This is a genomic window from Streptomyces xanthochromogenes (assembly GCF_014650455.1).
Classification (GTDB): Bacteria; Actinomycetota; Actinomycetes; order Streptomycetales; family Streptomycetaceae; genus Streptomyces; species Streptomyces xanthochromogenes.
This window is the reverse complement of record NZ_BMUZ01000003.1, coordinates 477,933-503,295: the sequence shown is the minus strand read 5'-3', so window position 1 is coordinate 503,295 and position 25,363 is coordinate 477,933. Positions and strand designations below refer to the sequence as shown.

The 25,363-nt window shown below is 70.4% G+C and carries 30 protein-coding genes; 15 read left to right on the top strand and 15 right to left on the bottom strand.

All coding sequences use genetic code 11. The features are described 5' to 3' along the window. The first annotated feature begins 180 nt into the window (after window positions 1–180). Together IE267_RS09635 and IE267_RS09630 are read left to right on the top strand one after the other, a co-directional pair. The gene (locus tag IE267_RS09635) at window positions 181–666 is read left to right on the top strand and encodes an SRPBCC domain-containing protein (RefSeq protein WP_189762840.1); all 486 of its coding nucleotides are present in this window, start codon (window positions 181–183) and stop codon (window positions 664–666) included. A gap of 102 nt (window positions 667–768) precedes the next feature. Beyond that, window positions 769–1,110 carry an SCO0607 family lipoprotein gene (locus IE267_RS09630; RefSeq protein ID WP_229860902.1) on the top strand — a complete coding sequence of 114 codons (342 nt, stop codon included), beginning with the start codon at window positions 769–771 and terminating at the stop codon, window positions 1,108–1,110. A gap of 150 nt (window positions 1,111–1,260) precedes the next feature. Here the strand turns inward: IE267_RS09630 and IE267_RS09625 are convergent, their stop codons facing one another. Continuing rightward, a complete protein-coding gene (locus IE267_RS09625) occupies window positions 1,261–2,181 on the bottom strand; it encodes an NAD(P)-dependent oxidoreductase (protein ID WP_189762839.1) in 921 nt (306 codons plus the stop codon). Between the two features lie 83 nt (window positions 2,182–2,264). Here IE267_RS09625 and IE267_RS09620 point away from each other — a divergent pair, with 83 nt between their 5' ends. Further along, window positions 2,265–2,633, top strand: coding sequence for a winged helix-turn-helix transcriptional regulator (locus tag IE267_RS09620; protein WP_167160802.1), 369 nt, complete (start codon window positions 2,265–2,267; stop codon window positions 2,631–2,633). Between the two features lie 59 nt (window positions 2,634–2,692). Here the strand turns inward: IE267_RS09620 and IE267_RS09615 are convergent, their stop codons facing one another. The 4 genes from IE267_RS09615 to IE267_RS09600 are packed head-to-tail and all read right to left on the bottom strand — an operon-like array spanning window position 2,693 to window position 6,075. Then, window positions 2,693–3,202: an SRPBCC family protein gene (locus IE267_RS09615; protein WP_189762838.1), complete on the bottom strand. Its 510-nt coding sequence runs from the start codon at window positions 3,200–3,202 to the stop codon at window positions 2,693–2,695. A 29-nt stretch (window positions 3,203–3,231) separates the two neighbouring features. Next, complete coding sequence (locus IE267_RS09610) at window positions 3,232–3,603, bottom strand: FeoC-like transcriptional regulator (protein WP_189762837.1); 372 nt, start codon at window positions 3,601–3,603, stop codon at window positions 3,232–3,234. Next, the gene (gene feoB, locus IE267_RS09605) at window positions 3,600–5,852 is read right to left on the bottom strand and encodes a ferrous iron transport protein B (protein WP_189762836.1); all 2,253 of its coding nucleotides are present in this window, start codon (window positions 5,850–5,852) and stop codon (window positions 3,600–3,602) included. Before feoB ends, IE267_RS09610 begins: the two co-directional genes overlap by 4 nt. Next, a complete protein-coding gene (locus tag IE267_RS09600; protein WP_205380427.1) occupies window positions 5,845–6,075 on the bottom strand; it encodes a FeoA family protein in 231 nt (76 codons plus the stop codon). The genes feoB and IE267_RS09600 overlap by 8 nt, the downstream gene beginning before the upstream one ends. A gap of 269 nt (window positions 6,076–6,344) precedes the next feature. On the opposite strand from IE267_RS09600, the gene IE267_RS09595 reads away from it, so the two are divergent. Beyond that, entirely contained in the window at window positions 6,345–7,466 is a 1,122-nt protein-coding gene (locus IE267_RS09595; protein ID WP_189762835.1) for an ABC transporter substrate-binding protein, read from the top strand. A 239-nt stretch (window positions 7,467–7,705) separates the two neighbouring features. After that, complete coding sequence (locus IE267_RS09590; RefSeq protein ID WP_189762834.1) at window positions 7,706–9,037, top strand: histidine-type phosphatase; 1,332 nt, start codon at window positions 7,706–7,708, stop codon at window positions 9,035–9,037. Here the strand turns inward: IE267_RS09590 and IE267_RS09585 are convergent. Both IE267_RS09585 and IE267_RS09580 read right to left on the bottom strand, forming a co-directional pair. Continuing rightward, on the bottom strand, window positions 9,024–9,467 hold the full coding sequence (locus IE267_RS09585; RefSeq protein ID WP_189762833.1) for an STAS domain-containing protein: 444 nt from the start codon (window positions 9,465–9,467) through the stop codon (window positions 9,024–9,026). The genes IE267_RS09590 and IE267_RS09585 overlap by 14 nt on opposite strands. Before the next feature lie 143 nt (window positions 9,468–9,610). Further along, on the bottom strand, window positions 9,611–10,183 hold the full coding sequence (locus tag IE267_RS09580; protein WP_189762832.1) for a TetR/AcrR family transcriptional regulator: 573 nt from the start codon (window positions 10,181–10,183) through the stop codon (window positions 9,611–9,613). Between the two features lie 133 nt (window positions 10,184–10,316). Between IE267_RS09580 and IE267_RS09575 the strand changes: the two genes are divergently transcribed. Both IE267_RS09575 and IE267_RS09570 read left to right on the top strand, forming a co-directional pair. Next, on the top strand, window positions 10,317–11,054 hold the full coding sequence (locus IE267_RS09575) for an SDR family oxidoreductase (RefSeq protein WP_189762831.1): 738 nt from the start codon (window positions 10,317–10,319) through the stop codon (window positions 11,052–11,054). Between the two features lie 184 nt (window positions 11,055–11,238). Beyond that, window positions 11,239–11,703 carry a hypothetical protein gene (locus tag IE267_RS09570; protein WP_189762830.1) on the top strand — a complete coding sequence of 155 codons (465 nt, stop codon included), beginning with the start codon at window positions 11,239–11,241 and terminating at the stop codon, window positions 11,701–11,703. Window positions 11,704–11,792: 89 nt separating this feature from the next. On the opposite strand, the gene IE267_RS09565 is transcribed toward IE267_RS09570, so the two are convergent. The 6 genes from IE267_RS09565 to IE267_RS09540 all read right to left on the bottom strand — a co-directional run bounded on the left by IE267_RS09565 (window position 11,793) and on the right by IE267_RS09540 (window position 16,312). Continuing rightward, a complete protein-coding gene (locus tag IE267_RS09565) occupies window positions 11,793–12,341 on the bottom strand; it encodes a DUF1062 domain-containing protein (protein WP_167161777.1) in 549 nt (182 codons plus the stop codon). 318 nt (window positions 12,342–12,659) lie between these two features. Next, on the bottom strand, window positions 12,660–13,397 hold the full coding sequence (locus tag IE267_RS09560; RefSeq protein ID WP_189762829.1) for a glycosyltransferase family 2 protein: 738 nt from the start codon (window positions 13,395–13,397) through the stop codon (window positions 12,660–12,662). Continuing rightward, a complete protein-coding gene (locus tag IE267_RS09555) occupies window positions 13,394–14,011 on the bottom strand; it encodes a class I SAM-dependent DNA methyltransferase (RefSeq protein WP_189762828.1) in 618 nt (205 codons plus the stop codon). Before IE267_RS09555 ends, IE267_RS09560 begins: the two co-directional genes overlap by 4 nt. After that, window positions 14,008–14,775: a PIG-L deacetylase family protein gene (locus IE267_RS09550; RefSeq protein ID WP_189762827.1), complete on the bottom strand. Its 768-nt coding sequence runs from the start codon at window positions 14,773–14,775 to the stop codon at window positions 14,008–14,010. The genes IE267_RS09555 and IE267_RS09550 overlap by 4 nt, the downstream gene beginning before the upstream one ends. Further along, window positions 14,775–15,821, bottom strand: a complete 1,047-nt coding sequence (locus tag IE267_RS09545) for an acyl-CoA dehydrogenase family protein (RefSeq protein WP_167160827.1) — start codon at window positions 15,819–15,821, stop codon at window positions 14,775–14,777. Before IE267_RS09545 ends, IE267_RS09550 begins: the two co-directional genes overlap by 1 nt. 242 nt (window positions 15,822–16,063) lie before the next feature. Continuing rightward, window positions 16,064–16,312, bottom strand: coding sequence for a DUF5133 domain-containing protein (locus tag IE267_RS09540; RefSeq protein WP_167160829.1), 249 nt, complete (start codon window positions 16,310–16,312; stop codon window positions 16,064–16,066). A gap of 351 nt (window positions 16,313–16,663) precedes the next feature. Between IE267_RS09540 and IE267_RS09535 the strand changes: the two genes are divergently transcribed. Further along, the gene (locus IE267_RS09535; RefSeq protein ID WP_189762826.1) at window positions 16,664–17,044 is read left to right on the top strand and encodes a PRC-barrel domain-containing protein; all 381 of its coding nucleotides are present in this window, start codon (window positions 16,664–16,666) and stop codon (window positions 17,042–17,044) included. Window positions 17,045–17,146: 102 nt separating this feature from the next. On the opposite strand, the gene IE267_RS09530 is transcribed toward IE267_RS09535, so the two are convergent. Next, window positions 17,147–18,691, bottom strand: a complete 1,545-nt coding sequence (locus IE267_RS09530) for an AMP-binding protein (protein ID WP_189762825.1) — start codon at window positions 18,689–18,691, stop codon at window positions 17,147–17,149. Between the two features lie 288 nt (window positions 18,692–18,979). Between IE267_RS09530 and IE267_RS09525 the strand changes: the two genes are divergently transcribed. The 6 genes from IE267_RS09525 to IE267_RS09500 all read left to right on the top strand — a co-directional run bounded on the left by IE267_RS09525 (window position 18,980) and on the right by IE267_RS09500 (window position 23,437). Continuing rightward, complete coding sequence (locus IE267_RS09525) at window positions 18,980–19,693, top strand: VanZ family protein (RefSeq protein WP_189762824.1); 714 nt, start codon at window positions 18,980–18,982, stop codon at window positions 19,691–19,693. A gap of 55 nt (window positions 19,694–19,748) precedes the next feature. Beyond that, entirely contained in the window at window positions 19,749–20,570 is an 822-nt protein-coding gene (locus IE267_RS09520; protein ID WP_229860900.1) for a response regulator transcription factor, read from the top strand. Beyond that, window positions 20,563–21,642, top strand: coding sequence for a sensor histidine kinase (locus IE267_RS09515; protein ID WP_189762823.1), 1,080 nt, complete (start codon window positions 20,563–20,565; stop codon window positions 21,640–21,642). Before IE267_RS09520 ends, IE267_RS09515 begins: the two co-directional genes overlap by 8 nt. 227 nt (window positions 21,643–21,869) lie before the next feature. Beyond that, window positions 21,870–22,031 carry a hypothetical protein gene (locus tag IE267_RS09510; protein ID WP_037650588.1) on the top strand — a complete coding sequence of 54 codons (162 nt, stop codon included), beginning with the start codon at window positions 21,870–21,872 and terminating at the stop codon, window positions 22,029–22,031. A 361-nt stretch (window positions 22,032–22,392) separates the two neighbouring features. Further along, entirely contained in the window at window positions 22,393–22,842 is a 450-nt protein-coding gene (locus IE267_RS09505) for a PRC-barrel domain-containing protein (RefSeq protein WP_167160837.1), read from the top strand. A 121-nt stretch (window positions 22,843–22,963) separates the two neighbouring features. Further along, on the top strand, window positions 22,964–23,437 hold the full coding sequence (locus IE267_RS09500; protein WP_189762822.1) for a DUF5709 domain-containing protein: 474 nt from the start codon (window positions 22,964–22,966) through the stop codon (window positions 23,435–23,437). A gap of 24 nt (window positions 23,438–23,461) precedes the next feature. On the opposite strand, the gene IE267_RS09495 is transcribed toward IE267_RS09500, so the two are convergent. Next, window positions 23,462–24,073 carry an endonuclease gene (locus IE267_RS09495; RefSeq protein ID WP_189762821.1) on the bottom strand — a complete coding sequence of 204 codons (612 nt, stop codon included), beginning with the start codon at window positions 24,071–24,073 and terminating at the stop codon, window positions 23,462–23,464. 322 nt (window positions 24,074–24,395) lie between these two features. On the opposite strand from IE267_RS09495, the gene IE267_RS09490 reads away from it, so the two are divergent. Continuing rightward, entirely contained in the window at window positions 24,396–25,241 is an 846-nt protein-coding gene (locus IE267_RS09490; protein WP_189762820.1) for a poly-gamma-glutamate hydrolase family protein, read from the top strand. The last annotated feature ends 122 nt before the right edge of the window (window positions 25,242–25,363 follow it).

Here is a 25,363-nt window from a genome sequence, read left to right as displayed (position 1 = left end):
CAGCTCACCTGTTGGCCCGTCCGTGTGTTCCGGCCGGGCCAACAGGGCTGTGCGTGCCGGAAGTTCAGCCCTGCGCGGTGCAGCCGTGCCGAGGTGTCGAGCCGGCGCGCAGCCGTCGGTTATCGTTCCGGCGTCGCCCAACCCGGGCCTTGTGCCGTACCGAGAACAGGAGCAACGGACATGACCAGGAGCGCCGGGTCGCCGATCCGTATCGAGCGCAGCTATCCGGTACCGCCCGAGCGGGTGTGGGAGCTGTGGACGACCGCGTCCGGCATCGAGCGCTGGTGGGCCCCGGACGGCTTCACGGTCCGCGTCGAGACGCTCGACCTGCGGCCCGGCGGTGACCTCGTCTACACGATGACCGCGACCGGACCGGAGCAGGTCGACTTCATGCGCGCGGCGGGCATGCCGCTGGAAACGAGGTCGCGGAAGACGTTCACCGAGGTCACCCCCGCGGCGCGGCTCTGCTACTCGTCACTGGTGGACTTCGTGCCCGACGTCGCGCCCTACGAGTTCCCGACCGAGGTCCAGCTGCGTCCGACGGCCGATGGCGTCGATGTGACGATGACGATCCAGCCCTTGCACGCGGAGGAGTGGACCGGACGCCTGGTCGCCGGCCGGGAGAACGAAATGGACAACCTCGCGAAGGCCCTGAAGGACGGCTGAACACGGCCGGAGACGAGCCGGCGTGCTGAACCGACGTGGCGTGATCGGGTTGCCGCATTCTGGGCAGGGTCGGTACAAGCGACTACTCACTGGGAGGTCACCGTGCGCCAGTCCCGTCGTTCGACGCGCGCAACCACGTCTTCATCCGGCCCCCGGCGCCTGCGGCGGCTGTCGGCCTGGGCGTCCGGCGCGGCGGCCGCGTTCCTCGTCGTCACCGGATGCTCGACGCAGGACGCGATCTGTGGAGACGGCGAGTACCCCGTACTGAACGTGGGCTCGGCGGGCAGGGCCTGTGTCGACAAGAAGCAGGAGCCCCCCGCGGGCTATGTCCGCTTCCCCAAGGGCAAGGTGCCGGAACACGTGGACGACAAGTGGGACAAGTACTGGCAGACCCACACCCTCGACAAGAGCGGAAAGATCACCCAGGTGTCACCCCAGTCCTGAGCCGGTCGCCGTCGCCGTCGGCGACCGCACCGGCACCTGGACCGGCGGGGGGATCGACGGCGGGACCGCACGATGCGCATCCCGGTACCCGCATGCCGCCCCTGCGGGCATCCGCATGCCGCCCCCGGTAACGACCTGCGGGGCCCAGGCTCAGCGCCGCGCGCGGATGCCGTCGATGATGCGCGTCCAGTTGTCGCCGCCGTGGCCGTTCTCGATCGCGTGCCGGTAGTGGGACTGGACGGCCAGCGGCAGTGCGAGGTCGAGCCCGAGTGACGTGCTCGTCTCGACGATGTGGTCCGCCGTCGCACCCATCATGGTGATCGTGCTGAGGTCGCCGGGGTGCTCCCCGGCGTCGAGCGCGGCGCCGGGAGCCTTCTCGCCCGCGCGCACGATGGCGCCGATCGCATCGGTGAACCCGAGCAGCTCCGGCAGCGCCTCCTCGGCCTTCATCCCCGCGGTGCCGAGCATGGCCGTCGCGTGCATCAGTGACGACAACGTACCGAGGAACACGGCTAGTTGGGCCTGGTACATCATCTGGGCGAGCCCCACGTCCTCGCCCAGATACCTGGGTGCGCCGAGCAGCGCGAGCACCGCCCGATGGTGCGCCAGCGCCTCGTCGTCGCCGCTGTAGTAGATGTGGGACGCCTCTGTGCCGACCATCGGCGCGGGGACCATGACGCCGCCCGTCAGGAAGACGGCGTCGTGGCCCGCCGCCCAGGTGGCCGCCTCACGCGTGCGGTCGGGAGTGTCGGAACTCAGGTTGACCAGCGTCCGGCCCGCGAGGGAGGCGGTGGCGCCGTCGAGGATGTCGTACATGGCCTGGTAGTCGGTGAGGCTGAGGATGACGAGGTCACTTGCTTCGACGGCCTCGGCAGGCGTGGCGGCCAGGGTCGCGCCCTCCGCTACGACGTCGGCGGCCCGGCCGGGAGTGCGGTTCCAGACGGTGACCGGGTGACCGGCGGCGAGGAGGGTGCGCGTCATCGCCCGACCCATCGGGCCGAGCCCGATCACCGAGACGGGGCGGTTCTCGTCAGTGGTGCGCTGGGTGGTGCGGAGCTGCTGTTCGTTCATTTCTCCATGATCGGCGAGCACGGCTAGGCTCGGTAGTACCCACTATTTTCTGCGGTACTTACCTTTGTGCAAGGGGACTTGGGATGGCGAGAGGACCGAGGAACGGGCCTTACATCTGTGGCATCGACGCCGCGCTCGATGTGGTGAGCGGCAAGTGGAAGGCGTTGATCCTGTGGGAGCTGAACGCCCATGCCGTACGCCGCTTCGCCCAGCTCCGGCGGGGCCTGCCGGGGGTGAGCGAGAAGATGCTGACGCAGCACCTGCGGGAGATGGAGGCGGACGGCCTCGTGCGCCGCACGGTGTACGCCGAGGTGCCACCGAAGGTGGAGTACTCGCTGACCGAGCGCGGGCACACGCTCAACCAGGCGCTGGGACCCCTTGGCGACTGGGGGACCGAGCGCATGCGACGGGAGGACTCCGACAGGGTCGACATGACCGATACCCATGGCTGAGCGCGCTCCGGCCCGCAAATCGGGCCACTGGCCTGGGCGCGGCCGAGCGGGCAACTCCCTTACGGGCGCAGGGAGTTCGTCTCGAGTTCCCGCTTGAGGTTGCGCAGCGTCGCGTTGATGTTGCGGTCCTGGAAGGCCGCGAAAGTACTGCCCGACGTGGCGACGCGGTCGAAGACGGCGGCCACGAAGGCGGGCCACGCCCTGCGGTCGTCGACCCACGTCTCCGTGACGCGCGTGCCGTTCTCGACCGGCTCGAAGCGGTACTCCCAGGTGGCGATGGGCCCGCGCAGACGCGGCTGTTTGAGGCCGATCGCGTGGACGCGGAAGGCGAACCGACTGCCGGGGTCGGCCGCCGTGACCGTGCACCGGGTCACCCAGCGGAACGGCCCGCGCTTGTTGCGGCCGACGAACGTCGCACCCAGCGCGGCGGAGTCCTCGCCGGGCCCGGTGGTGCCCTGGTTCTCAGGGCTCCAGCGGCCCATGTCCGAGGGGCGGCTCACCGCCTCGTACGCGTCGCCGGGCGGAACACTGATGACGATGCTCCTGCTCACGGTGAATACCCGAGTCATGGCAGTACCTTTCATCAGCGCCCACGAAGCTACCGTTCGGTAGGGATTGTGGCATGCCCGTCTGCCGGGGGTGGCTGGGGGCCTCGGGGCCCGTCGGCCCCGTCCGTGGCGGCGCCGGTCGATTCGCCGGAGCGGCGGGGGCGCAGAGCCATGAGGAGCGGTGCAGGCCGACCGCCGGAAGTCGCACATCCGCCGCGCGCGACGGGGCAGCCGCCGCAGCCCGCCGCGGGACAGCCGCCTCCGATCTCCTCGCGGGTCAGTCGGCCCTTGCGGACCCAGTACTCCGCCATGGCCTCGACTTCGGTGCGGCTGAGCCCCAGGGACCGGGCCACCGAGTCGAGCCCCGCCCCGGTGCGGGCCGCGCTCTCGATCGCGGCGAGAGCCTGTCGCAGCGTGCTCATGCGATCAGGCTCCCCACCTGGAAGACGAGCACGGCCAGGGCCCAGGCGACCGCGAGCTGCAAGCCCATGCTGACGGCCGTCAACCTGCCGCCGATCTCGGTCCGTTGAGCGGCGATCGTGGTCATGCAGGGGGTGTAGGCCAGCAGGAAGACCATGAAGGCCAGCACGGCGGGGACGGTGTGCCCGCCGGAGGCCTGCTCGAAGGTGGCCCGCAACTGCGGTCCCAGCGCGCTTGCTTGTGCCCCGCCGTCCGCGTCCTGGGTCTGGTACGTCTGCACCATCGTGGAGATGACCGCTTCCTTGGCGACGAAGCCCGTGACCAGGGTCGCCGAAGCGTGCCACTCGCCGAAACCGGCCCACGAGAAGACCGGCGCGATGAAACGGGCCACCGCACCGAACAGGCTCTGGGCGACGGATACGCCGCCGAATCCGCCCCTGCCACTGCCCGCGGGAACCGAGGAGAGCAGCCACACGGCCGTGACGGTGACGACGACGATGCCGCCGGCGGTCCGCAGGAACCCCGCGAGCTTCTGCCACGTCTGCAGGGCGACGCCCCGCAGGGTCGGCATGCGGTAGGGCGGCAGCTCAAGGATCAGCGGCTCACGCGCACTGTCACGGAACAGCACACGGCGCAGGGCGAGACCCATGACGACGACGAGCACGATGGAAAGCACGTACATCAGGAAGGCCACGGTCCCCGCGCTGCTGCCGAAGAAGACGCCGGCCAGCAGAACGTAGACCGTCAGCCGGGCACTGCAGGTCACGAACGGGATGACCATGCCGAGCAGCAGCCGGTGCTGACGGTTGCTCAGGACCCGGCTCGCGGAGAGCGCGGGCACGTTGCAACCGAACCCGACGATCAGCGGAAGGAAGGCCTGTCCCGGAAGCCCGAGGAGCCGCATGAGCCGGTCGGCCACGAAAGCGGCACGCGCGAAGTAGCCGGAGTCCTCCAGGAGTGCGAGGAGGACGTACATGATCGCCATCAGCGGTACGAACGAGAGGAGTTGACCGACACCGCTGACCAGCCCGTTGACGACGAGACCGGGCAGCCAGCCGCCGTGATCGGGGTCGCCCACCAGCTCTACGGCCAGCGAGGTCACCGGCCCGGAGAAGAACTCCTGGAGTCCGTCCTGGAGGGGTTTGGCGCAGGTGGTGGTCGCCTGGAACACCGCCCACATGACGCCGAGGCAGAGGGGCAGCCCGGTCCAGCGCGAGGTGAGCACCCGGTCGATGCGGTCGGTCCAGGTGGCGCGGCTTCCCGCCGAGCAGTGCACGGAGGCGGCATGGACGTGCCGTGCCCAGAGGTAGCGTCCTTCGGCGAGCACGAGCTCCGCGTCCTCGAAATCCGCTGCCTCGTGCGGGGGCTCCGCGTGCGGGTGTTCCGAGGGCGAGGACTGTGCGCACGGGGCCGCCGGCTCCGAGTCCGGGACCTCCGTTCCCGGCATTCCGTGCTCCGTGACCAGCGCCCGGGCCCGCACCGCCGCTGCCGCGCGCAGGCCGGCCGTGGCCCACGGCACCTCGTCACCGCTCAGCAGAGACATCGCCGCCCAGCGGGCCGGGCGGAGCGCCGCGACTTCCGGTTCCTCCGAGCCGATGAGATCGGCGAGTCCCCGCACGGTCTCCTCCACCGCGGGCCCGAGGTCCGCGGCGGGGCAGGGGCGGGGGTCGGCCAGGGCTTCCCGTACGGCGGCGGCAAGGGCGTCCAGGCCCTCGCGCTCGCGTGGCAGGACCGGAATCACCGGAGCGTCGACCGCTTCGGACAACGCCCGGGGATCGACCTCGATGCCCCGGGCCGCGGCCGTGTCCGTCATGGTGAGGGCCACGACCAGGGGGATGCCGGTGTCCTTGACCTGGGCCAGTAGATAGAGATTGCGAGCCAGGTTGGCGGCATCGAGCGTGACCACGATCAGGTGGGGGCGGCCCTCGGCCCCGCGGTCCACGAGCAGGTCCCGGGTCAGCGCCTCGTCCGGCGAACGGGGCACCAGGCTGTAGGTGCCGGGCAGGTCGACGAGGGCGACAGGGGTGGCCGCCGCGTCGCCGGTACGCCAACTGCCCCACGCCACTTCGACCGTCTTGCCGGGCCAGTTGCCCACCCGCTGCCGCGCGCCGGTGAGCGCGTTGAACAGTGTCGACTTGCCCGTGTTCGGATTGCCGACCAGCGCCACCCGGGCGGCACCTGCGTCGGAGGCTGTGAGCGAACTGCCGTCCCCGCAGCAGGACTTGGGAGTTCGCCGGGCGCTGTCAAGCACGGATCGCCTCCACCCGCAGTCCGGCGGCAGTGGCGCTGTCGAGTGCTGTGCGGGCGTCGCCGTGCGCGACCAGCAGTCCGCCGGTGGCGCCACGCCCCACCACGCGCAGGGCCGCGCCCGGCACAAACCCGAGTTCGAGCAGCCGGAGCCGGCATCGTGGATCGGTCTCCACGCTAAGCAGCGCCAGCGGCCGGCCGACGGGACTCTCAAGCAGGGTCATCATCTCCGGTGTCCTTCTTCCATGCGGCGATCCAGCGCCGGACTCGACGGCCGGCTCCGGGAGTTGCTTAGGTAAGCCTAAGTTCTCTTTGTTAAGTTAAATCCGCTCTTGGTGGTTACTTAACTTTATGGAGCCTTAAGTCCATTTCGTTCGGGACCAATGTGCGCCGGTCCGGCGACGGAATGCCCTGAACCGTGCTGCAGGATGGGCGGACGACGGCGAACAGTCGCCGCGCAACCGCCACCCCCCTCCGTCGTACGGGAGACCAGCGCATGAACACGCCGGCAACGACACCGACGCCGCCCGGAGCGAACCGGCCCGGTGGTCCGCCGGTGCGGATCGGCGCACTCGCTCCGCTGACCCGGCCCGGCTGGGCAGAGGCGGGCCAACACCTGCTCGCGGGCCTTGAGTTGGGCATACGGGAGGTCAACGAGAGCGGCGGTGTGGGCGGCCGGCCCCTTGAACTGGTGGTCCGCGACACCGCGGCCGATCCCGGCAGGGCCGAGGCTGCCGTGGACGAACTCGCGGCCATGGGGGTGGCCGCGTTGGTGGGGGAGTACCACAGCGTCGTCGCACGCGCCGCCGCCGCCCGGGCCGACGCCCTCCGTGTGCCGTTCCTGTGCTCGTCGGCGGTGCTCGACGAGCTCACCGCACAGCCCACACCGTGGGTGGCCCGCCTCGCCCCCGCACAGTCGCACGGCTGGCGGGCCTATGCGGACTTCCTCCTCGGCGCGGGCCGCAGTCGCGTGGCCGTGGCGGCCGAGCCGACCGTCTATTGGCAGTCCGGGACCCGCATCCTGCGCGACCACCTCACCCCGCGCGGCGCCACCGTCATCGAGCTCGATATGCGCGAACTCACCCCTGCGGCCCTGTGCGATGCACTCGTCGCCCAACGAGCCACCGCGGTGCTCCTGTTGACCGGCCATCCTGAACCGGCCGTGCCCGTGGTCAAGGCCGTACGCCAGGACCCGCGCCTCGCCGGCATCCTGATGGGCGCCCCGGCCGGGCAGCCCGAGTTCGCCGACTGGGCGGCCCTGCTCGGCGAGGCCGGCGCCGGGGTTCCCTTCCTGCGCTATCTGCCCGATCGGCTCACCCCGCTCGGCGTACGGATCGAGCGGGCGCTGGGTGAGCGGCTGGCAGCGGCGCCCTCGTTCGTCGCCTTCGAGGGGTACGACGCCATCGCCGTCCTCGCCGAAGCGGCGCGCTCCCACGGCACGGACCGGTCGAGCATGGCGGAGGCCTGGTCGAGCGTCACGGTCGAGGGCACCCGCGGGAGGATCCGCTTCTGCCGCACGCCGGGCATTGGGGTGTGGCAATGGGCCTGGCCACCCGTTCAGGTGGTCGACCGCGATCCGTCGCGGCCCGACCGCTTCCGTGTCCTCCACACCGCCTGAGCGGCAAGCGCCGGCCGGGGTGGCTCGCGGGTGGGCGGCCCCGGCCCGGCCGACGCGGAGTGACCCCTGACGGCGTGACCGCTCGGCGTTCGCCTGCGGGCATTCATCCGCTCCACACTGCGGCTTTGTGCGGGCAACGGCCGTCGTTCCCCGTTCGGTGCGAGCCTGCGGGGCGCCGCCCCTGCGGACCCTGCCCGAAAGGCCCCGACGTGAAGCGCTCCCTGGCAGCCACCTTGGCCATGTCCTTTACCGCCACCCTGATCCTGTCCGGGGGTGCCGCCGCGCACGACCGGGGCGACGGTGGCCCGTCCGTACGGGATCTCTACGGGACGAAGGCCCCGTACGCCCCGCAGCAGTCGACCGGGAGATACCAGCGCGCCCCCAAGGGGTTCACCGCGGTCTTCACGGAGAACGTGGCCCGCCACGGCTCGCGCGCCATGACGGACAGCGGGGACGGCGACACGGTGCTCGCCGTTCTGCGCGACGCAGCGAGACAGAACGCCCTGACCGGCCTCGGCTCGAAACTGGCCCCCCAGGTGGAGGCCCTGCTGGGCGCGGCGGCCGGGCTCGGCTACGGCAACCTGTCGGGGCGCGGCGTCCAGGAACAGGGGGGCATCGCACGGCGTACCGAACAGCGGCTGCCCGACCTCTTCCGCACCATCGCCGCCGGGGGAGAGCCCATCGAGGTCGAGACCTCGGGCGTGACACGGGCCGTGGACAGCGCCCGTGCCTTCACCGGCGCTCTGGCCGAGTACGACCCTGCGGTGGCCGGTCTGATCAAGGAGCCGGTCACGGACAAGGACCTCCTGTACTTCCACAAGCAGCCGCAGAACGCCGACTACCAGGACTACGTGGCAAAAGATCCTCAACTGGCAGCCGTCCTCCAGCGGATCGATGGCGCGCCCAGGACCGCGAGGACGGCCCAGCACGTCGTGGCGCGTCTGTTCCGTGCCGACTTCGCCGCCGCGATGTCCGCCGCGGATCGGGTCGCCTTCGCCCAGGCCCTCTACCAGCTCTTCAGCGCAGCTCCGGACCTGGCCGCCGAGGCGCCGACGGTCGACCTCGGCCCGTTCCTGACGCCTGCTGACGCGCGGTGGTTCGCCTACCTCGACGATGCCGAGGAGTTCTACGAGAAGGGCCCCGCCTTCGCCGGCCGCACCATCACGTACAAGATGGCAGGCGTCCTCCTCGACGACCTGCTGGCCCGGGCCGAGGCGAAGGCGACCGGAGCGAGCCGCAGCGGCGCCGTGCTCCGGTTCACCCACGCCGAGGAGATCGAGCCGCTGGCCGCCCTGATGGGCCTTCCCGGCAGCACGAGCCCCGTACGGCCCGACGAGCCGTACGCCTACGACAGCAACCCCTGGCGGGGGGCCCGGGTTGCCCCGATGGCGGCCAACATCCAGTGGGACCTCTATGCGAGCACGCCGAAGGAGGGCAAGCCGGCCAAGTACCTGGTGCGGATGCTCTACAACGAGAAGGAGACGGCCTTCAAGTCCGCCTGCAAGCCGACGGACAAGGGCAGTTACTTCTACGCCCTCACCGAATTGCGGAGCTGCCTCAAGGCGAGCTGACCGCCGCTTCCAACCGCCGCTGTCGGACGACGGCGGCGGGGGAGCCGGCGTCGGATGTCAGCGGGCCGAGGGTACGGGTCACGGTGAGGAGGCGGGTGACTGCGGCACCGGCGTTGCGCACGACGAGGGTCTTGCCGTGTGCGAGTGCGTAACGGCGCGCGTGGAGAAGGGCGTTGAGGCCGGTGCAGTCGCAGAAGGGAACCCTGCCCAGATCGACGTCGACTCCGCCGGGGGAGCGGCGGAGGGCGTTGGTGAGCGCATGGTGCAGCTGAGGAGCGGTGTCGAGGTCGATCTCGCCGCCGACCACCACGGTCACCCGGCCCCCGCGCGCGTAGGACGTGATGTGGAGTCCGCACGGCGTCCCGCCGCCGGGTCCGTGCGCGGGTGCCGCACCGGCGCCCGGGTGTGATGGCTGTATTTGGCTCGACATGACAACCACTCCCCAGGGTCTCGCCGGCTCGTCCGTCATTCGTTCTCAGGTTCCGCTTCGCCGCTGTACCCGTCAAGGGATACACGAAACGGAGTTCATCTGTCCGAAGTCGAGAACGCCGCGCCGCAGGGTGGTGCGCGGTATCAGGAAAGTGTCCTCAGGCCGTCCAGGTTGAGGTCGAGGAGACGTTCCGCACGTCGGCGATGCTCGGGAGCCGCTGAGGTGACGGCGATGCCTTCGAGGGCGGCCGCGACATCGGCGGCGCTGATGTCGGCGCGGATCGACCCGGCGGCCACGCACGCGTCCATCAGCGCGGCAATGGCGTCGTGGATCATCTCCCGGCTGTGGCCGTACGGGTTGCTTCCGGTCGCGGCGATCGCGCGCAGGGCGTCGATCATGCCGTACTTGGTGCTCACGTAGTCCAGGAACAGACGTGTCCAGGCGCGGAGTGCTTGGAGAGGTGGCTGGGAGGCGAGCAACTCGGGTACGGCGTCGCAGAGTTGGGCCACCTCATTGCGGTAGACCGCCTCGATCAGGGCTTCTCGCGTGGGGAAGTTGCGATACAGGGTGGCGCTGCCCACTCCCGCGTCCTTGGCGATGCGCTCCATGTGCGCGTCCAGGCCCTCTGCGGCGAAGGCGCGCATCGCGGCCGCGAGGATCTTGTCCCTGTTGCGCCGGGCGTCGGCCCGCAACGGGCGCTCCGTGCTGCCGGTCATCTGTGGTCACCGTTCCCCTCTGCTTGCTAAACGGAGGCTACCCCACTTAGTCTCGAATAAGTGGAGGAGCCCCCACTTGTGCCGCAGGCCCCGGGCTGACCTGCGTATACCCATCTTTGGAAGGCTGTTGATCATGTCAGGTGTCGAGGGCAAAGTCGTGGCGATCACAGGTGCCAGCAGCGGCATAGGCGCGGCGACGGCCGTCCATCTCGCCGGGAAAGGGGCACGGCTCGTGCTCGGAGCGCGGCGCGAGGACCGGCTGAGGGAAGTGGTGGACCGGATAACGGCGCAGGGCGGCGAGGCCGTCGGAGTCATCACCGATGTGACGAACCGCGAGGACCTCAAGCGGCTGACCGACACGGCGGTCGAGCGGTTCGGCCGGCTCGACGTGCTGGTCTCCAACGCGGGCACGATGGCGGTGTCCAGGTTCGACGACCTGCGCCAGGACGACTGGGACGCCATGGTCGCCACGCACATCACCGGCCTGCTGAACGGCATCGGTGCGGCCCTGCCCGTCTTCCGAAGGCAGTGCTCCGGCCACTTCGTGAACGTCGCCTCCACCGCCGCCTACACCGTGAAATCGCCCCAGGCCGTCTACGCGGCGACCAAGACGGCGGTGAAGGTGCTGACCGAGGGGCTGCGCCAGGAGTCGGGCCCCGAGCTGCGCGTCACGCTCGTCTCGCCGGGTTTCACCAACACGGAGGGCGTGGGCAAGGGGGCGAGCCCCGAAGTGGCGGCGGCGTTCATCCGGCAGCGGGACGAGATGGCCATCCCGCCCTCGGCCATCGCTTCCGCGATCGGTTACGCGATGGAGCAGCCCCCGGGCGTCGACATCAGCGAGATCGTGGTCCGGCCGACCGCCCAAGCCTGACGCGCGGGAAGCCGGCCGGCCTGCTGAGCCGGCAGCTCGGGCGCGGATACAGGGCAGGGGGGGACCAAAGTCACGTCGTGGAGGCCGATGGGCCCGTTGATTTCGCCAAGAGTCGGGCAGGAGCATGGGACGAGGACGCGGGCGACCGGTCCGGCACGGCCGGCCGCCGTAAGGAGGGAGCATCATGGCACCCACCCGCCACGGGCTCGACCGGGCCTGGGAGCTGGCCACGAGTCCCGGCCGGCTGCCCGACTGGACCCCCGAAGCCGAGTCCCTGCACGTATTGACGCCTGGCAGTTCCGCAACGTGGCCCTGTGGCGCCCGCCGAAAGGTTCTGTGGCACCTCCATCAGCCGGAGCGCACCGCGCACGCGGTCAGCCTGAAGGTGGTCACCGCCGGACAATGGCGTGGCGCGGTGGCCGAGTTGGCCACGGACGTCGACCCCCGCTGTGGCGGCACGACGGTGACGGTTCCGGCGCTGCCCATGGGTACGTACTGGATCGAGGTGTCGCAGGACAGTGAACTGCTTGCCTACAGCAGCCCCTTCGTGATCGGCCCGGCCGCCGGTGCGCGGACGCCCCAGGGGCGGAGCCGCTCGCGAACGGCCCGACCGCGGGCCTCGGGTTATCGCACGTGCAGGACCGTTTGAGGAAGACCTGCCCGGCCGTTCGTGCCGGGCAGGTCCTGCCCCTGATTTGGAGGGGTTCGGCTCCTCAGCGCTTCAGCGTGAACGTCATGTCAGCGCTTCAGCGTGAACGTGAAGTCGCCGGACAGCCTGTCGCTCAGCCGGACCGCCGATACGAGCTTCCCCGCCCCGATCAGTCGCGCGACCTCGGCCCGTGAAAGACCGCAGCCTTCGGCGACGAGTCGCTCCGGGCGCACCGGAATGCGCGCTGCGAAGCGGACCGACACGTCCATCACCCCGCCGTCCAGGTGTTCAGCTCCACCGGTGTCGAGAGACCAGGCGTCGGTCCAGTCCAGAGCGATGCGACTGCGCCGCCGGACGGCCGGAGTCTGGAGCAACTGGGCAGTGAGAACAGGGTCGTTGCCATGCAGTCCGTCGAGTAGCGCGGGTGTGACGTCGCGTACGTTCACCCGCTCCAGGAGCGGGAGCTTCGCGGTGCCCCCGCAGCCGGTGCAGAGCACGAGGAGCCAGGCGTCGATCACCTTGTGATGGGCGTTGACGCGGAATTTGCCGCTTGCCCGGAATCGGTCGGACGCGCACGTGTGGCAACGGCGCCGAACGAGCGGCAGGCGGGTGGGTGCGACCACCCAGTTGTTGAGCAGCACAGAAGTACACCGGTTTCAGTGAGAAGTCCGCAGCAGAAAGCAGCGCGGCGCACTGGTGCGACGCGCGACAGATCAGTCGGTGGGAGGTCTCACACGGTGTACAACGGGACGTCCTTGCCTGGGGGACTTGGCTCGCCAGCAAGGTAGTGGAGCTCAGCGCCGGTGTTCCACAGGTTTTCGCGGGGTCGGCACGGCTCACCCCGGAGGATCTCTGAGCGGGGCTTCAAGATTTCGGGCAGCGCGGTGGCGCCGAGCGCACCCAGTGGCCGTAGGCGAGCACGGCTCAGCCCCAACTCCTCCTTGTGCAGCCGCTGTTCACACGGCCTCCTCGGCGGCCAGCCGCGCCAGGTAGTCACCGAACCCGTCCCGGGCGCGCGGACGCAGCCGCCCCGAAGTGGTGACGGTGCAGTCGGGCGTGCGCAGGATGCGGCGGCCTGCCCGCTGGAGCGACCGCACCAGGGCATGGTCCTCGCCGACGCGTACGGGAGGGAATCCACCGGCCGCGGTGTAGGAGCCGGCGGTCAGGCCCAGGTTGGCGCCGTGGACGTGGGGATGGTGCCAGGTGAGGCCCCCCGGAGGCCGGGAGGCCTCGTACAAGTGCTGGTGGAGAACGGCCAGTCGGCGCGACTCCAGGGCGAGGTGGTCCAGGGCGACCGTGCCGACCACGGCCTCCCAGCCCTGTGCCGCGCGGGACAGCTGGAAGTCGAGCCAGTGCTCCGGAACGACGCTGTCGGCGTCGGTGGAGGCGATCCACACGTTGTCGTCGCCCAGGACGTCAAGGGCCCTACGTGCCGCCGCCGCCCGTGCGGCCCCCGCGTTGCGGGCGTCGAGGCCGACGGTGAGCGCGCCCGCCCGCCGGGCCACATCGGACGTGGCGTCGCCGCAACTGTCCGCGGCGACCACGACGACGACTCGGCTCCCCGCGACGCCCGGATGCTCGGCGGCCGTTCGGATCGCGGCCAGACAGGCCGGGAGCAGGCGCTCCTCGTTGTGTGCCGGGATGATGACCGCGACCGATGTTGGTCTTGCGGCCGGTCTGTCATGGGGTGTCACACGAGCCCCTCGTCCGCGGCGGGGGACGGGGGCGGGGACCCGTCGGGGTTCTCGCGGCCGAAGACGTGGAGCACGAAGTCGTCCTCGCGGTGATCGGCCAGGAGCGCGAGACCCGGTACGGAGGTGAGGATGTCCGCCAACTCGTCCCCGGTGCAGAGGTGTTCGGGCACGGGGTGGTTCCAGTGCACGGTGACCAGGGTTCCGCCGGGTTCGAGAGCGGTCGTGGTACGCCGCAGGACGTCGTCGAGGGTGTCGCGGTCGAAGTAGTAGAGCACCTCGGACAGCACGATGAGATCGAAGGACCCCTCCGGCCACTCCTGGGGCAGAGTGAGTTGACGTACCGTCACCTGAGGCAGGTGATCGGTGCGCGCGGCGGCCGTGGCGACTGCCGACCCGACCCGGTCGCAGGCCAGCACCTCGTCGCAGCGTTCGGCGAGCCGCAGGGTCAACTCCCCTACGGAACAAGCAGGTTCGAGGGCGCGCCGATAGCGCAGACGTGGCAGGGAAGCCACCGTGAGGTCGTACTTGCGCCTCTCGTACCACCGTTCCGCGAGGTGCCACGGGTCGGCGGACCCGCGGTACATGTCCTCGAAGTACGACGACGGGGTGCTCATCGGAAGACCACCTCCCGCTCCCTCGTGTGGTGGGCGATCTCGTCCGGCGGGAGGATCGCGGAGTCCTCGGGGTCCGGCCCCAGGGGCCTGATCTGGCTCACGTACCGCGCGATGGCGGCGCGCTTGCGGGACTGGGCGCGGCCGGGAAGCTCGATGCGCGAGGCGGAGTGCCAGGGAACCCCGGGATCTTCCGGCTGCGCCCAGTGCCACATCCAGACGGGATAGAGCCAGCACGGGACCGCCGCGTCGCGGGCTGCCGCCAGGGCTGCCCGCCCCGCTGCCTCGTGGTCGCCGTGCAGATCGCCCGTCCAAGGGGCGACGACGAGGTCCGCGCCCGTGACCAGAGGAAGCAGACGCGTGACGATCTGGTCCTCATGGGCGGCGACCTGCGTGTCCGGGAGGCCCCAACGGGCCACCCTCGCATGGGCGATGCCCAGTTCGGTCAGCGCCGCCCGAGTCTCCTGGGCCCGTATGTGTACGAGCTCTTCGGGGGTGACGCGCCTGCTGTGCGGGTGGGAGCCCTCGCCGTCCGTGAGGATCACCAGCGTCACCTCGACGGCCGATTCGGCGAGCAGTGCGAGGGACCCGCCGAAGCCGAGAACCTCGTCGTCCGGGTGGGCTGCCACGACGACGACCCGGCCCGAGCGGGGCAGCGTCGCTTCGGGGAGCCGGTCCCAGCCGGACCATGCCTGCCACAGACGCTCGTCGGTGCCCGGCGCCTGGATGGCGTTGTCGAAGTGCTCCTCCGCGGGGGGAGTGCTCATCACCGCGCCTCCGGGCGCGCGAGGAGCGCGCCCAGCTCGGCCAGATTGCGCTCGGCGTGGTGCTGGCGGATGTAGACGGAGAGGTCGGCGGTGTTCCGTGCGTGCCGCGGGTCGTGGCAGAGCGGGCCCGCGCCGGTGGCCCGGCCCACATGGGTGAGCACGTGGGCGCAGACGGACTCCACGAAGGCGCGCACGCGGAGGCTGCGCACTCGGGCCACACCCGCGACGTCCTCGGGATCGTGGTCGATTTCTGCGCCGGCCTGCTCCAACACCGCCCAGGCGGCGTGCAGTTGGACGTCGACCGTACCCAGATGCGCATCGGTGTGTGGATCGGTGTGACGTCGGGCGGCCTCGTGCAAGGTGCGTGAGACGGCCACCGCACCGCCGTACCAGCACGCCGCCACACCAATGCCGCCGTGCTGGAAACCGGGCCGATCGAGGTAGCCGCCGACAGGCCCCACGGGTACGGCCGGGACTCCGGTGAAGCGGACATCGGGCGTGTCACTGCCGGCCATGCCGAGCGCCTGCCAGGTGCCGGGGACGGGGGCGTACCCCGGGGCGCTCGTCTCCACGGCGAACAGCCGCTTCCCGTCCGGGGTCTGCGCGGTGACCAGGGCATGGGTGCAGCTGTGGGCCCCCGAGCAGTACTGCTTGCGGCCGCTGATCTCCCACCCGGCGCCGACTCGCGTCGCCGTGAGCCCCTCGCCCGGTGGCTCGGCCGCCCAGACGCCCCACCGTTCACCCGGCGCCGGTGGTGACGCGCCGAGTTCGACGAGGATGGCGGTCGCGTCCACATGCCCCTCGACGAGGCGCGCGGCGCACAGGTCCCGTTCCGCCACGTCGCGCAGGGCGGCGAACCGGTGAGCGGTCCGCCCCGAGCCCGGCTGCGGGAATTCGGTCTTCCCCGTGCCGATCTCCTCGACTACAGCGGCAAAGACCCGGGCCGCTTCAAGACGAGCCGAGTCGAGGACCGATTCGCCGACGCCGTCCTCGCGCGGCTCCGCGGGTGAGCCGAGTGCGGCTGAGGGCGACAGACCACCGGGCATCGGTGCGTACCTCCTGATTAGCGGTTCGTTCCTACTGTGCTGCAAACCGGCGGGCCTCGCACGAGGCGGGCCTCCCGCCCGGGGACACCGCCGGATCCGGTCGGGGCTGTCGTGGTTCGGACGGACGCCGATGCCCGGTTCGGCACGCCGGGGCCCCGCGGTATCCGCTTCGTCCGTCCAGTACCGGCCCGCCGGACCGGCTCAGCGCGAGCCGCGCTGTGATGTGCGGCCGATGGCCGGGATCAGGCGGCGAGATCCGTCTCGGCCTGCTCGGCGCCGACGGGGCGGCTGTCACGAGCCGTCGTGAGGAGGGTGTCCGCGACCACGATGGCGTCCTCCACGGAGGCCGTCGCGGTCAGGACGCACAGCGTGTAGGCGACGTCCTCCAGGTCCCTGGCCGCGCCTGGGTCACCGTGGCAGGAGTGGGCGATACGAGCCTCCGCGTAGCGTGCAAGGAGGGTACGCAGGGTCTTGGGGTGAGGTTCGAGCATCGCAGCAGGGCCTCTCGTCTTGGCTTGTGACCACCGCGTTCCCCCTCGTTCCGGCTGCATGCGCCGTCATTTCGGTCAGAGTCGCAGAAAAGCCCGCGCGGGGCGTGCGGGGGTGCGCGGCGTGCGCCTGTATGCGCAGTTCATGGTGTGCGTGAGCCGGAGAGGGTGCCACCGCGGCCGGGGTGTGGGGATGAGGGGCGGGTTGCGGGGCACCCGGAGACCAGGTGGACGCATCACCCGTCGTCGAGGCGGACGCATGACGATCGGCCACGCGCATCCCACGACGTACATGCAGATGACGCACATGACATGGCAGCCATGACCCACAAGCGCCGAAGGAGTTGTTCTCGCGTGACTGAGCAGGTGTGGAGCTACAGGCCGACCGCGGGCCACCTGGCCGGTGCGGACCTGACCGGCTACAAGGTCGAGGCCACCGACGGGAGCATCGGCAAGGTCGACAAGCATTCCGCGGAGGCCGGTGACGCCTATCTGGTGGTGGACACCGGCGTGTGGATCTTCGGCAAGGAGGTTCTCCTCCCCGCGAGCACGGTCGTCCGGGTGGACCGGGACGCCCAGAAGGTGTTCGTCGACCGGACGAAGGACCAGATCAAGGACGCTCCCGAATTCCACCGGGACAAGCACCTCGGCGACGCTGCCTACCGCGAGGAGCTGGGCGCGTACTACGGCGCCGACGCGCCCCTCGGCGGCCCCTTCGGTGGCCGCGCGGTCTGACTGCGGCCCTCTCCTTCACGGCCTCGCGAACTCACGGTCTCGGGCCATCGCGGCCTCGCAGCCTCCGGCATTCCGGCCGGGGGCTGCGCGCGCTGGGGCGTATCAGGCCGTGTTGTGCGCTCGCTCCGCCCGCAGACGGAGCTGCTTCTTGTCGGGCTTGCCCGCGTCCGTCAGCGGCAGCGCCTCGACGAAGGTGATCTCCGCCGGTACGTACATGGCGCCGCGTTCCTCGCGCACGAAGTCGCGCAGCTGCTGAGCGTCGAGGCCGCTGCCGAGCACCGGAACCACGGTCGCGTGCACCCGCTCCATGCGGTCGGCGTCACGGACCCCGTACACCGCGCTCTGCCGCACCTGGGGGTGGGAGTTGATCAGATCCTCGAGCTCGGTGGTGTACACATGGCCGCCCACCACCACGATCATGTCCTTGATCCGGTCGACGACGGTCAAGTAGCCCTCGCCGTCGAGGAATCCGATGTCGCCGGTGTGCAGCCATCCGTCCCGCAGCACCTCCGCGGTCAGCTCGGGCTGCTTCCAGTACTCCTTCATGAGCATGGCGGAGCGTACGCAGATCTCCCCGTGCTCGCCCGTCGTCAGGTCGCGGCCGGACTCGTCGCGGATGGCCACCTCGACCTGAGGCAGCACCTTCCCCGCCGAACGCAGCCGGTCCGGCCGCTTCGGGTCGTGGTCCTCGGGCATGAGCAGGCTGATGCCGCCGGCCTCGTTCTGACCGTAGAACTGGACCAGTACGGGACCGAAGCGCCGTATGGCGTCGGCTATGCGCGTGGGGGAGGACTGGCAGCCCCCGTACGAGATGCTGCGCAGCGAAGAGGTGTCGCGTTCGGCGGAGTCCGGGTGGTCCATCAGCTGGTACAGCAGCGGCGGCAGCAGGAAGAGGTGGCTGATGCGGTGGCGCTCGATGGCGTCGAGCACGGCGCCGGGGTCGAACTCCTCCAGGAGGACGACGCATCCGCCGCCGCGGAGCACGGAGTCCGTGATCATTCCGGCGGCGTGCGCGAGGGTGGTGCACACCAGTAGCCGGGGCGCCTCCTCCTCGGACTCCACGATCGACCCGCGGAAGGACTGCACCTGCTCGTGCGTGGTGCAGATGCCCTTGGGGTGGCCGGTCGTGCCGCCGGTGTGCCGAATGGTGCACACGTCGTCCGGTCGCGCGTCGCCCACCAGCGGCTCGGCGGACTGCGCGGCCGCCAACTCCAGGATATCCGTGCCGATTTTCGCGGGGCCCAGCACGAGGACGTCCGGCACGGGGGCCGCTTCGGTGATCTCGACGGCTCGCTCCAGGTAGCGGGGATCGACGATCAGGGCACGCGTCTCGACATCGCGGACGATGGCGGCCTGGGATTCCGCGGAGAGCTTGTTGTAGAGGTGGTTGACCCGGCAGCCGAGCAGATGCGCCGCGTAGCGCACGGCGATCGTCTCCGGCAGGTTGCCGCACAACAGGGTGACGGTCTGCCCGCGACCGATGCCGTGGGCGCGCAGTGCCCGGGCCGAGCGGTACACGAGATCGCGGAACTCGCCTGCTGTGACCCGGCGTTCCTGATGTACGAAGACCTCGCGTCCCGGGTCGCTCTGCAGTGCGTCCAGGTTCTCCGCCACGTAAGTACGGAAGGTGTGGGGGGCTGTTGACATGTCGGGGTGTTTCCTCCTGTGAGCCGCACGGCGGTTGGGGGCCGCGCGACGGTCACGCGTTCGCGATGTCGCCTTGCCATATGGTTGCTACAGGCAACCAAAGCTAGCCTAACGTTTGTAGATCAACATCTCCAACTGAGGCTGAATGGCTGGATTTGAGCAGTCCGCGAGCCCGTTCGGGGAGCCGCTCCGAGCGGTCGGGACGCAGTCCGGGACGTGCTTCGCGTATCGCCGGCGTATCGAAAATCGCATACGCCCCGGCAACGGGTTCCCGGCTGCAATGAGGCCATGAACCACATTGCAGCCCGTTCGGTACGGTCCCGCCACACCCGCAGGATCGTCCTGCTCGGCCTGGCAGCCCTCGGTGTCGCGGGCATCGCGCGCATCCTGTGGCGGCCGCTCATGATGTCCGCCCCGATGTGCATGGCCGGCCGGTGGCACGGCTGCTTCGACACGTTCAACGGGGTCGTGCTCATGGCACTGGTCGCGCTGCCCCTGGCCGCTCTGGTGGTGTGGGCGCTGGCGAGCCGTCGGCGTGCGACGGGCGCCGCATCGCCGTGGCGGACGTCGCTCGTCGACGTGGGCATGGTCCACGGGACGGTGCCCTTCCTCTGGCTGACCCTCATGCCGGGCGCCGCGGCCGGCCTGGTCCCCGGCCGGCTGAGCCTGATACCGCTGCGGGACCTGGTCACCATGGGGCCGCTCGGCATCGTCGGTAATCTCCTGGTGTTCGCCGCGCTGGGTTTCTTCGCCCCGATGCGGTTCGCGGCACTGGCGTCCGTGCCGCGGATCCTGGCCCTCGGGGCGGTCTGCTCGACCCTGGTCGAGACCGCGCAGTACGTCTTCCGGCTCGACCGGGTTTCGTCGGTGGACGACGTACTGGTCAATGCCGTCGGCGCCGCCCTGGCCGCACTGGCGTCCCGCCGGTGGTGGCGCGGCACCGCGGAAGTGCCGGGGGTCCGGAGCCGACCCGTGCCGGCATCGACCGGCCGAGCCGCATAGCCGATGCGGGCCTTTGCATACGTCGGCGATATGTCGCACTGCCTAGGCTTCGCCCATGCGCGTACTGCTCGTGGAGGACGAGCCCTACCTGGCGGAAGCGGTCCGTGACGGTCTCCGGCTGGAGGCGATCGCCGCCGACATCGCCGGTGACGGCGACGCCGCGCTGGAACTGCTCGGCATCAACTCCTACGACCTCGCGGTCCTGGATCGCGACATCCCGGGCCCCTCGGGCGACGAGGTGGCCCGGCGCATCGTCGGCTCCGGCAGCGGCATCCCGATCCTCATGCTCACCGCCGCCGACCGGATCGACGACAAGGCTTCGGGGTTCGGGCTCGGCGTCGACGACTACCTGACCAAGCCTTTCGAGATGCGGGAGCTCGTGCTGCGGCTGAGGGCGCTCGACCGCAGACGTGCCCACGTCCGGCCTCCGGTCCGCGAGATCGCGGGGCTGCGGGTCGACCCCTTCCGCAGGGAGGTCTTCCGGGACGGACGCTATGTCGCGCTCACCCGGAAGCAGTTCGCCGTGCTCGACGTACTGGTCGCCGCCGAGGGCGGAGTGGTCAGCGCCGAGGAACTCCTCGAACGGGCCTGGGACGAGAACGCCGACCCGCTCACCAACGCCGTGCGCATCACCGTGTCCACCCTCCGCAAACGGCTCGGCGCACCGTGGATCATCGCCACCGTGCCGGGTGTCGGCTACCGCATCGACACCGGTACGAAGGCCCTCCATTCGACCGGAGGCGCCACTGCCTCCGACGGGGACATCAATGTCGCCGGTGCCGCTTCCTGCGCCTCGGGCGTGAACACCAACGTCACCGGTACTGGTTCCAGCGCCTTTGGCGGGGACGCCCTCGAAGGCGGCGGTGCGTGTGCCTAGGCGGCCGGGGCTCAGCGCCCGGTTGAAGCTCACCCTCAGCTATGCCGGCTTCCTCCTCATCGCCGGCGCCCTCCTGATGGCCGTGGTGTGGGTGTACCTGCTGCGGTACGTCCCCGACAACTCGCGCGGTCTGCTCGGGATCGCACCCAACCGCTACCTTCTGGTGCGCATGTTCGCGCCCGCCGCGGCCCTGGCCATGGTCTGCCTGCTCGGGTTCGGGCTGCTCGGAGGCTGGATCCTGGCCGGCCGCATGCTCGCACCGCTCACCCGGATCAGGGACGCCGCACGACTGGCCGAAAATGGGTCGCTGTCCCACCGAATCCGTATGAAGGGCCGCCAGGACGAGTTCCGTGAGCTCTCCGACGCCTTCGACGCGATGCTCGAACAACTCGAGTCCCACGTGGCCGGGCAGCAGCGTTTCGCCGCCAACGCCTCCCACGAACTGCGCACCCCGCTGGCGATCTCGCGCGCACTCCTCGACGTCGCGCGCAAGGACCCCACGCAGGACCGGGGCGCGGTCATCGAGCGCCTGCACGTCGTCAACGGCAGGGCGATCGACCTCACCGAGGCCCTGCTCCTGCTCAGCCGGGGAGGGCGGGGCGACTTCACCCGCGAGGACGTCGACCTCTCCCTCGTCGCCGAAGAGGCCGCGGAAGCACTGCTTCCGCTCGCGGAACGACGCCGGATCGCACTGGACGTCACCGGTGTGGCGGCCCGCGCCGGCGGCTCCGCCGAACTCCTGCTGCGGATGACGGCCAACCTCGTCCAGAACGCCATCGTCCACAACCGTCCCGCCGGCGGAAGGGTGACGGTGTACACCGGGGAGTACGGCGACATGAGCGTGCTGCGGGTCGAGAACACGGGCCGCCCGCTGTCACCGGATCTCGTACCGACCCTCACCGAGCCCTTCCAGCGCGGAGCGGAACGGGTGCGCGGCGACGAGCACGCGGGCGTCGGCCTCGGCCTGGCCATCGTGCACAGCATCGTCCACGCCCACGGCGGAACACTCGAACTCCTTCCACGTCCCGAAGGCGGCCTCGTGGTGACGGTCCGGCTGCCGAGCGCGCGGTAGCCACGGCTCCGAGCGGCGTTCTTCCGTCCCGGGACGCATCCCGCGCGCACCCGGTTCCGGGCGAAGGATTCCCCCGGAACGTCGCCCACCCTTGATGGCCCGGGCTGATCAGAAAAGGCTTACTGGCTCTCTGTGAGGCGTACGACCTGCGGTGATAAAAGAAAAATCAAAGGCGCGCGCATGGCCCCACCGATGAAGGGCACTCGGAGTCCTGGAGGTTGATAATCATGGTTCCCCTGCTTCTCGTTCTTCTGCTCGCGCTCATTCTTTTCGGTGCCGGTTTCGCGCTCAAGATCCTCTGGTGGGTCGCGATCGTGGTGCTGGTGCTCTGGCTCATCGGGTTCGTCGCCCGCCCGAAGGGCGGCAGCGGTCGTTGGTATCGCTGGTAGAAATCTGCCGCGTGACTGTGGGGCCCGTGCCGAAATGGCACGGGCCCCACAGTCGTATCCGAAACCAATCGCGGCCGGTATGCGCATCCACACGTGCAATTCCCGCATTTCCGGGTACGCGTCCGTGTGCCGGGGTGGTTGCCGGTGCCGCAGTCGGGAACCGGTTGCCTCCACAGGCGCGGCAGCCGCTCCGGCTCTTCTCGGCGCGGATTCCTTGCCGACGCCCCTCGTCCGATCCCGTTCCCCGTTCGGTCAAGCTGCCCGTGCGGTCCCGGCGGTGCGGTGTTGGAATGAACGTCCCGGCCCCGCGAGCGTCAGCGCGGCTTCGGCCGTGGGGGACCACGAGCGAGGAGTGAGCCGTATGGGCATGGGCCACAGCTTCCACCGCCCCGAGGACCTGAAGGGCCTGGTGGCCTACGACCCGGAGGGCGACAGGATCGGCGGCGTCGAGCAGGTCTACGTCGACGACTCCGTGGGGCGCCCGGAGTGGGTCACGCTGAAGACCGGTCTGTTCGGCACCCAGGAATCCCTCGCGCCGCTGGCCGGCGCACGCCGTGAGGGCAACGCCCTGCACATCGCGCACGCGAAGAGCACGGTGAAGGACGCGCCCCGGCACGAAGTGCACCAGCATCTGACGGCCGACGAGGAACGCGAGCTGTACCGCCACTACGGCGTCGACGGCGGCCACGCCACGCGTGCCCCCGGCTCCCTCACGGCGACACTTCCCGGGGCCCCGCCCGAGCGCCCGCGGACCGGGGCGGAGGCCGCGGGAACGGGTCGGGCACGGCTGCGGAAGGTGGGCCGGGTGTGAATTGGACAAAGGTGGACAGTCGTTCCGCACGGGCCCCGCGCATGGAGGCGGGGCCGTGGGCCGTTCGCGGGCCGTGGAGGCGGAGCGGCGCGCACGTGTGGATGAAGGAGGAGCGTGTCTGATGGCAGCCGACGACGAGCGTGGTGACGACGTCTACCAGCCGGACGGTGGAGACGAGGTCGTGGAGGACACCGGCATCCTGGATCCGGAGGACACGTTGAACGACCGGGGAGCCGACCCGTACGACGAGGGCTGGTCCCCGCCCGAGCGGCCGCTGGCGGTGAACCACGCCGGCACCACCGCACAGGAGCAGCACGACGGCGAGAGCCTCGACCAGCGGCTCGCCGAGGAAGTGCCTGACCCCCAGCTCGACTTGGGGGACGAGGACGAGGACGAGGAGCTCGCCGACGCCGAGGTGGGCGACGAGCGGGCGGGTCGGCTCGTGGCTCCTGACGAGGGAGCCCACGAGGACGCCGAGAAGGACATGCTCGCCTCGGACATGGGCATCGACGGTGCGGGAGCCTCGGCCGAGGAGGCCGCGGTGCATCTGATCGACGACGACGAGGGTGCATGGCCCGAGGGCGAACGCCCCTGACGCGCAGGGTGCGGTGACGGTGGCTCAGTGATTCAGGCCCGAGCGGACCAGCGCCGAGGCCAGCCGTGGCAGCTCGTCCGGTGGAACGAGCCGGGCCAGCCCCTTGGCGGTGGACGGCAGGCCCAGCTCGGAAGCTGCCTCCAGGGCCCGGTCGTCGAAGAACGGGCGGAGTTCGGGCCAGAGCCCCTGGGCTTCACGGCAGAAGATGCCCGACCCGACCGGGCCGATCCGCGGGACTTCCTGAAGGAGTTCGCGCATCCGCTCCGGGCTGCCGTCGGCCTCGTCCCGCAAGCGGCGCAGATCACCGCGCCAACGGCGCAGAATCAGCTCGGCCCCTTCCAGCAGGGCCGTGGCGGTGCTCTCGTCGTAGCGGCGGTAATGGGCCCGGCCCAGTGCGTCCACGATCGTCTGCCAGTCCGTGGCCGCCATCGTCCGCGCGGTACGCAGCCGTGTCCGGAACAGTTCGCGTGCGGCATCGGTCGCGATGTCGGCCTTGATGCGCGTCGAGCACAGCACGGCCAGCACAAGGAGCTGGTAGAGCGGCGACGGCTTGTCGTGCAAGGTGATCCCGGCTTCGTCGGCGTAGCTGCGGCCGTGTTCGCCCAGTAGCTCGGCCAGGGTGTCCTGGGTGCTCATGAGAGGTTCGCTCCTTCGGTGCGTAGGTGCGTAGGTGCGTAGGTGGGCAGTCGGCAGTCGGCAGTCAGCAGGTGGACAGGTGGGCCGCCACGGTCGGTACGCATGCCGTCCCTTGCCCCGTCACCCTTCGCCCGTCATCCCTTGCCCCGTCACATCCCCGGGCCACGCGCTGTCGAGCCACCTGCCGGACCGCAAGGACCCGTTCGGAGGAGATCCGCAGCAGCCCGCGCGGCGCGGCCGCACCCGATAGTGGCCTCGCCCTCGTGCGGCGACGGGACCTGGGGATTTTCTTGCGGCGACGGATCCCAGGGATCATGGGCGTATGACTTCCACCAACCGTCGCACCGTTCTCACCGCCCTCGCCACCGCCGCCGTCGGCGGACCGTTGCTGGGCGGGGTCGGCGCGACCTCCGCGCACGCCACCGGAGCGAACGACCTCTACAGCTCGAACACCGACCTCTACACCCGTCTTGCGGGCAAGGAGGGCACCGATTTCGCCAGACGCTATCGACGGCACGAGCAGTTCGACAACGTCCGCGGGGCGGCGTCCCTCTACGGCCGTACCGCGATCCTCGCGCTGCACGGCGGCGGGATCGAGGGCGGTACCTCCGAACTCTGCCTGGGCATCGCGGGATACGACCCGGCCACGCTCATGGCCACCGGCGGGCCGGTCTTCGACTACTGGATGTTCGAGGCGATCCGCAGCACCAACAACGCCGATCTGCACGTCACTTCGAAGAACTGCGACGACAAGGTGGCTCTGTCCATCGCCGCCGCGAACCTCAACGTGGTCAGCCTGCACGGCTGTACCGCCGCCCAGGCCGGCGCGCCCGTCTCGCGGCCCGAGGCCGTAGTGGTCGGCGGCCTGAACGGCACCCTCAAGTCGCTTCTGCACGAGGCCTTGCGTGACGCCGGGTTCCAGACGATCGACGGGTCGGGCGAGTCAGACCTCGCGGGCGTCGAGCCGGCCAACATCTGCAACCGGACCCTGCTTGCCGAGGGAGGCCAGCTGGAGATCACGACCGAACTGCGCAAGGCCATGTTCACGGTGAACACCATCGCGGGCCGCGCCACCAGCACCACCCCGGTGTACCACGCCTTCGTGGCAGCGGTCCGCGACGCGATCGCCCGCCTTGAGGCATCCGGCGGCGACCAGATCATTCTCTGATCCACCCCGAACGCCCCCGAATGGAAGGCGTGTTGACGACATCGGCTTGGTCCCTGTCAGCGACGTGGTCGGCGGTCGGCGGTCGGCGGTCGCGAGCGTCGAGTCGCCGGGAGGGGGGGGAC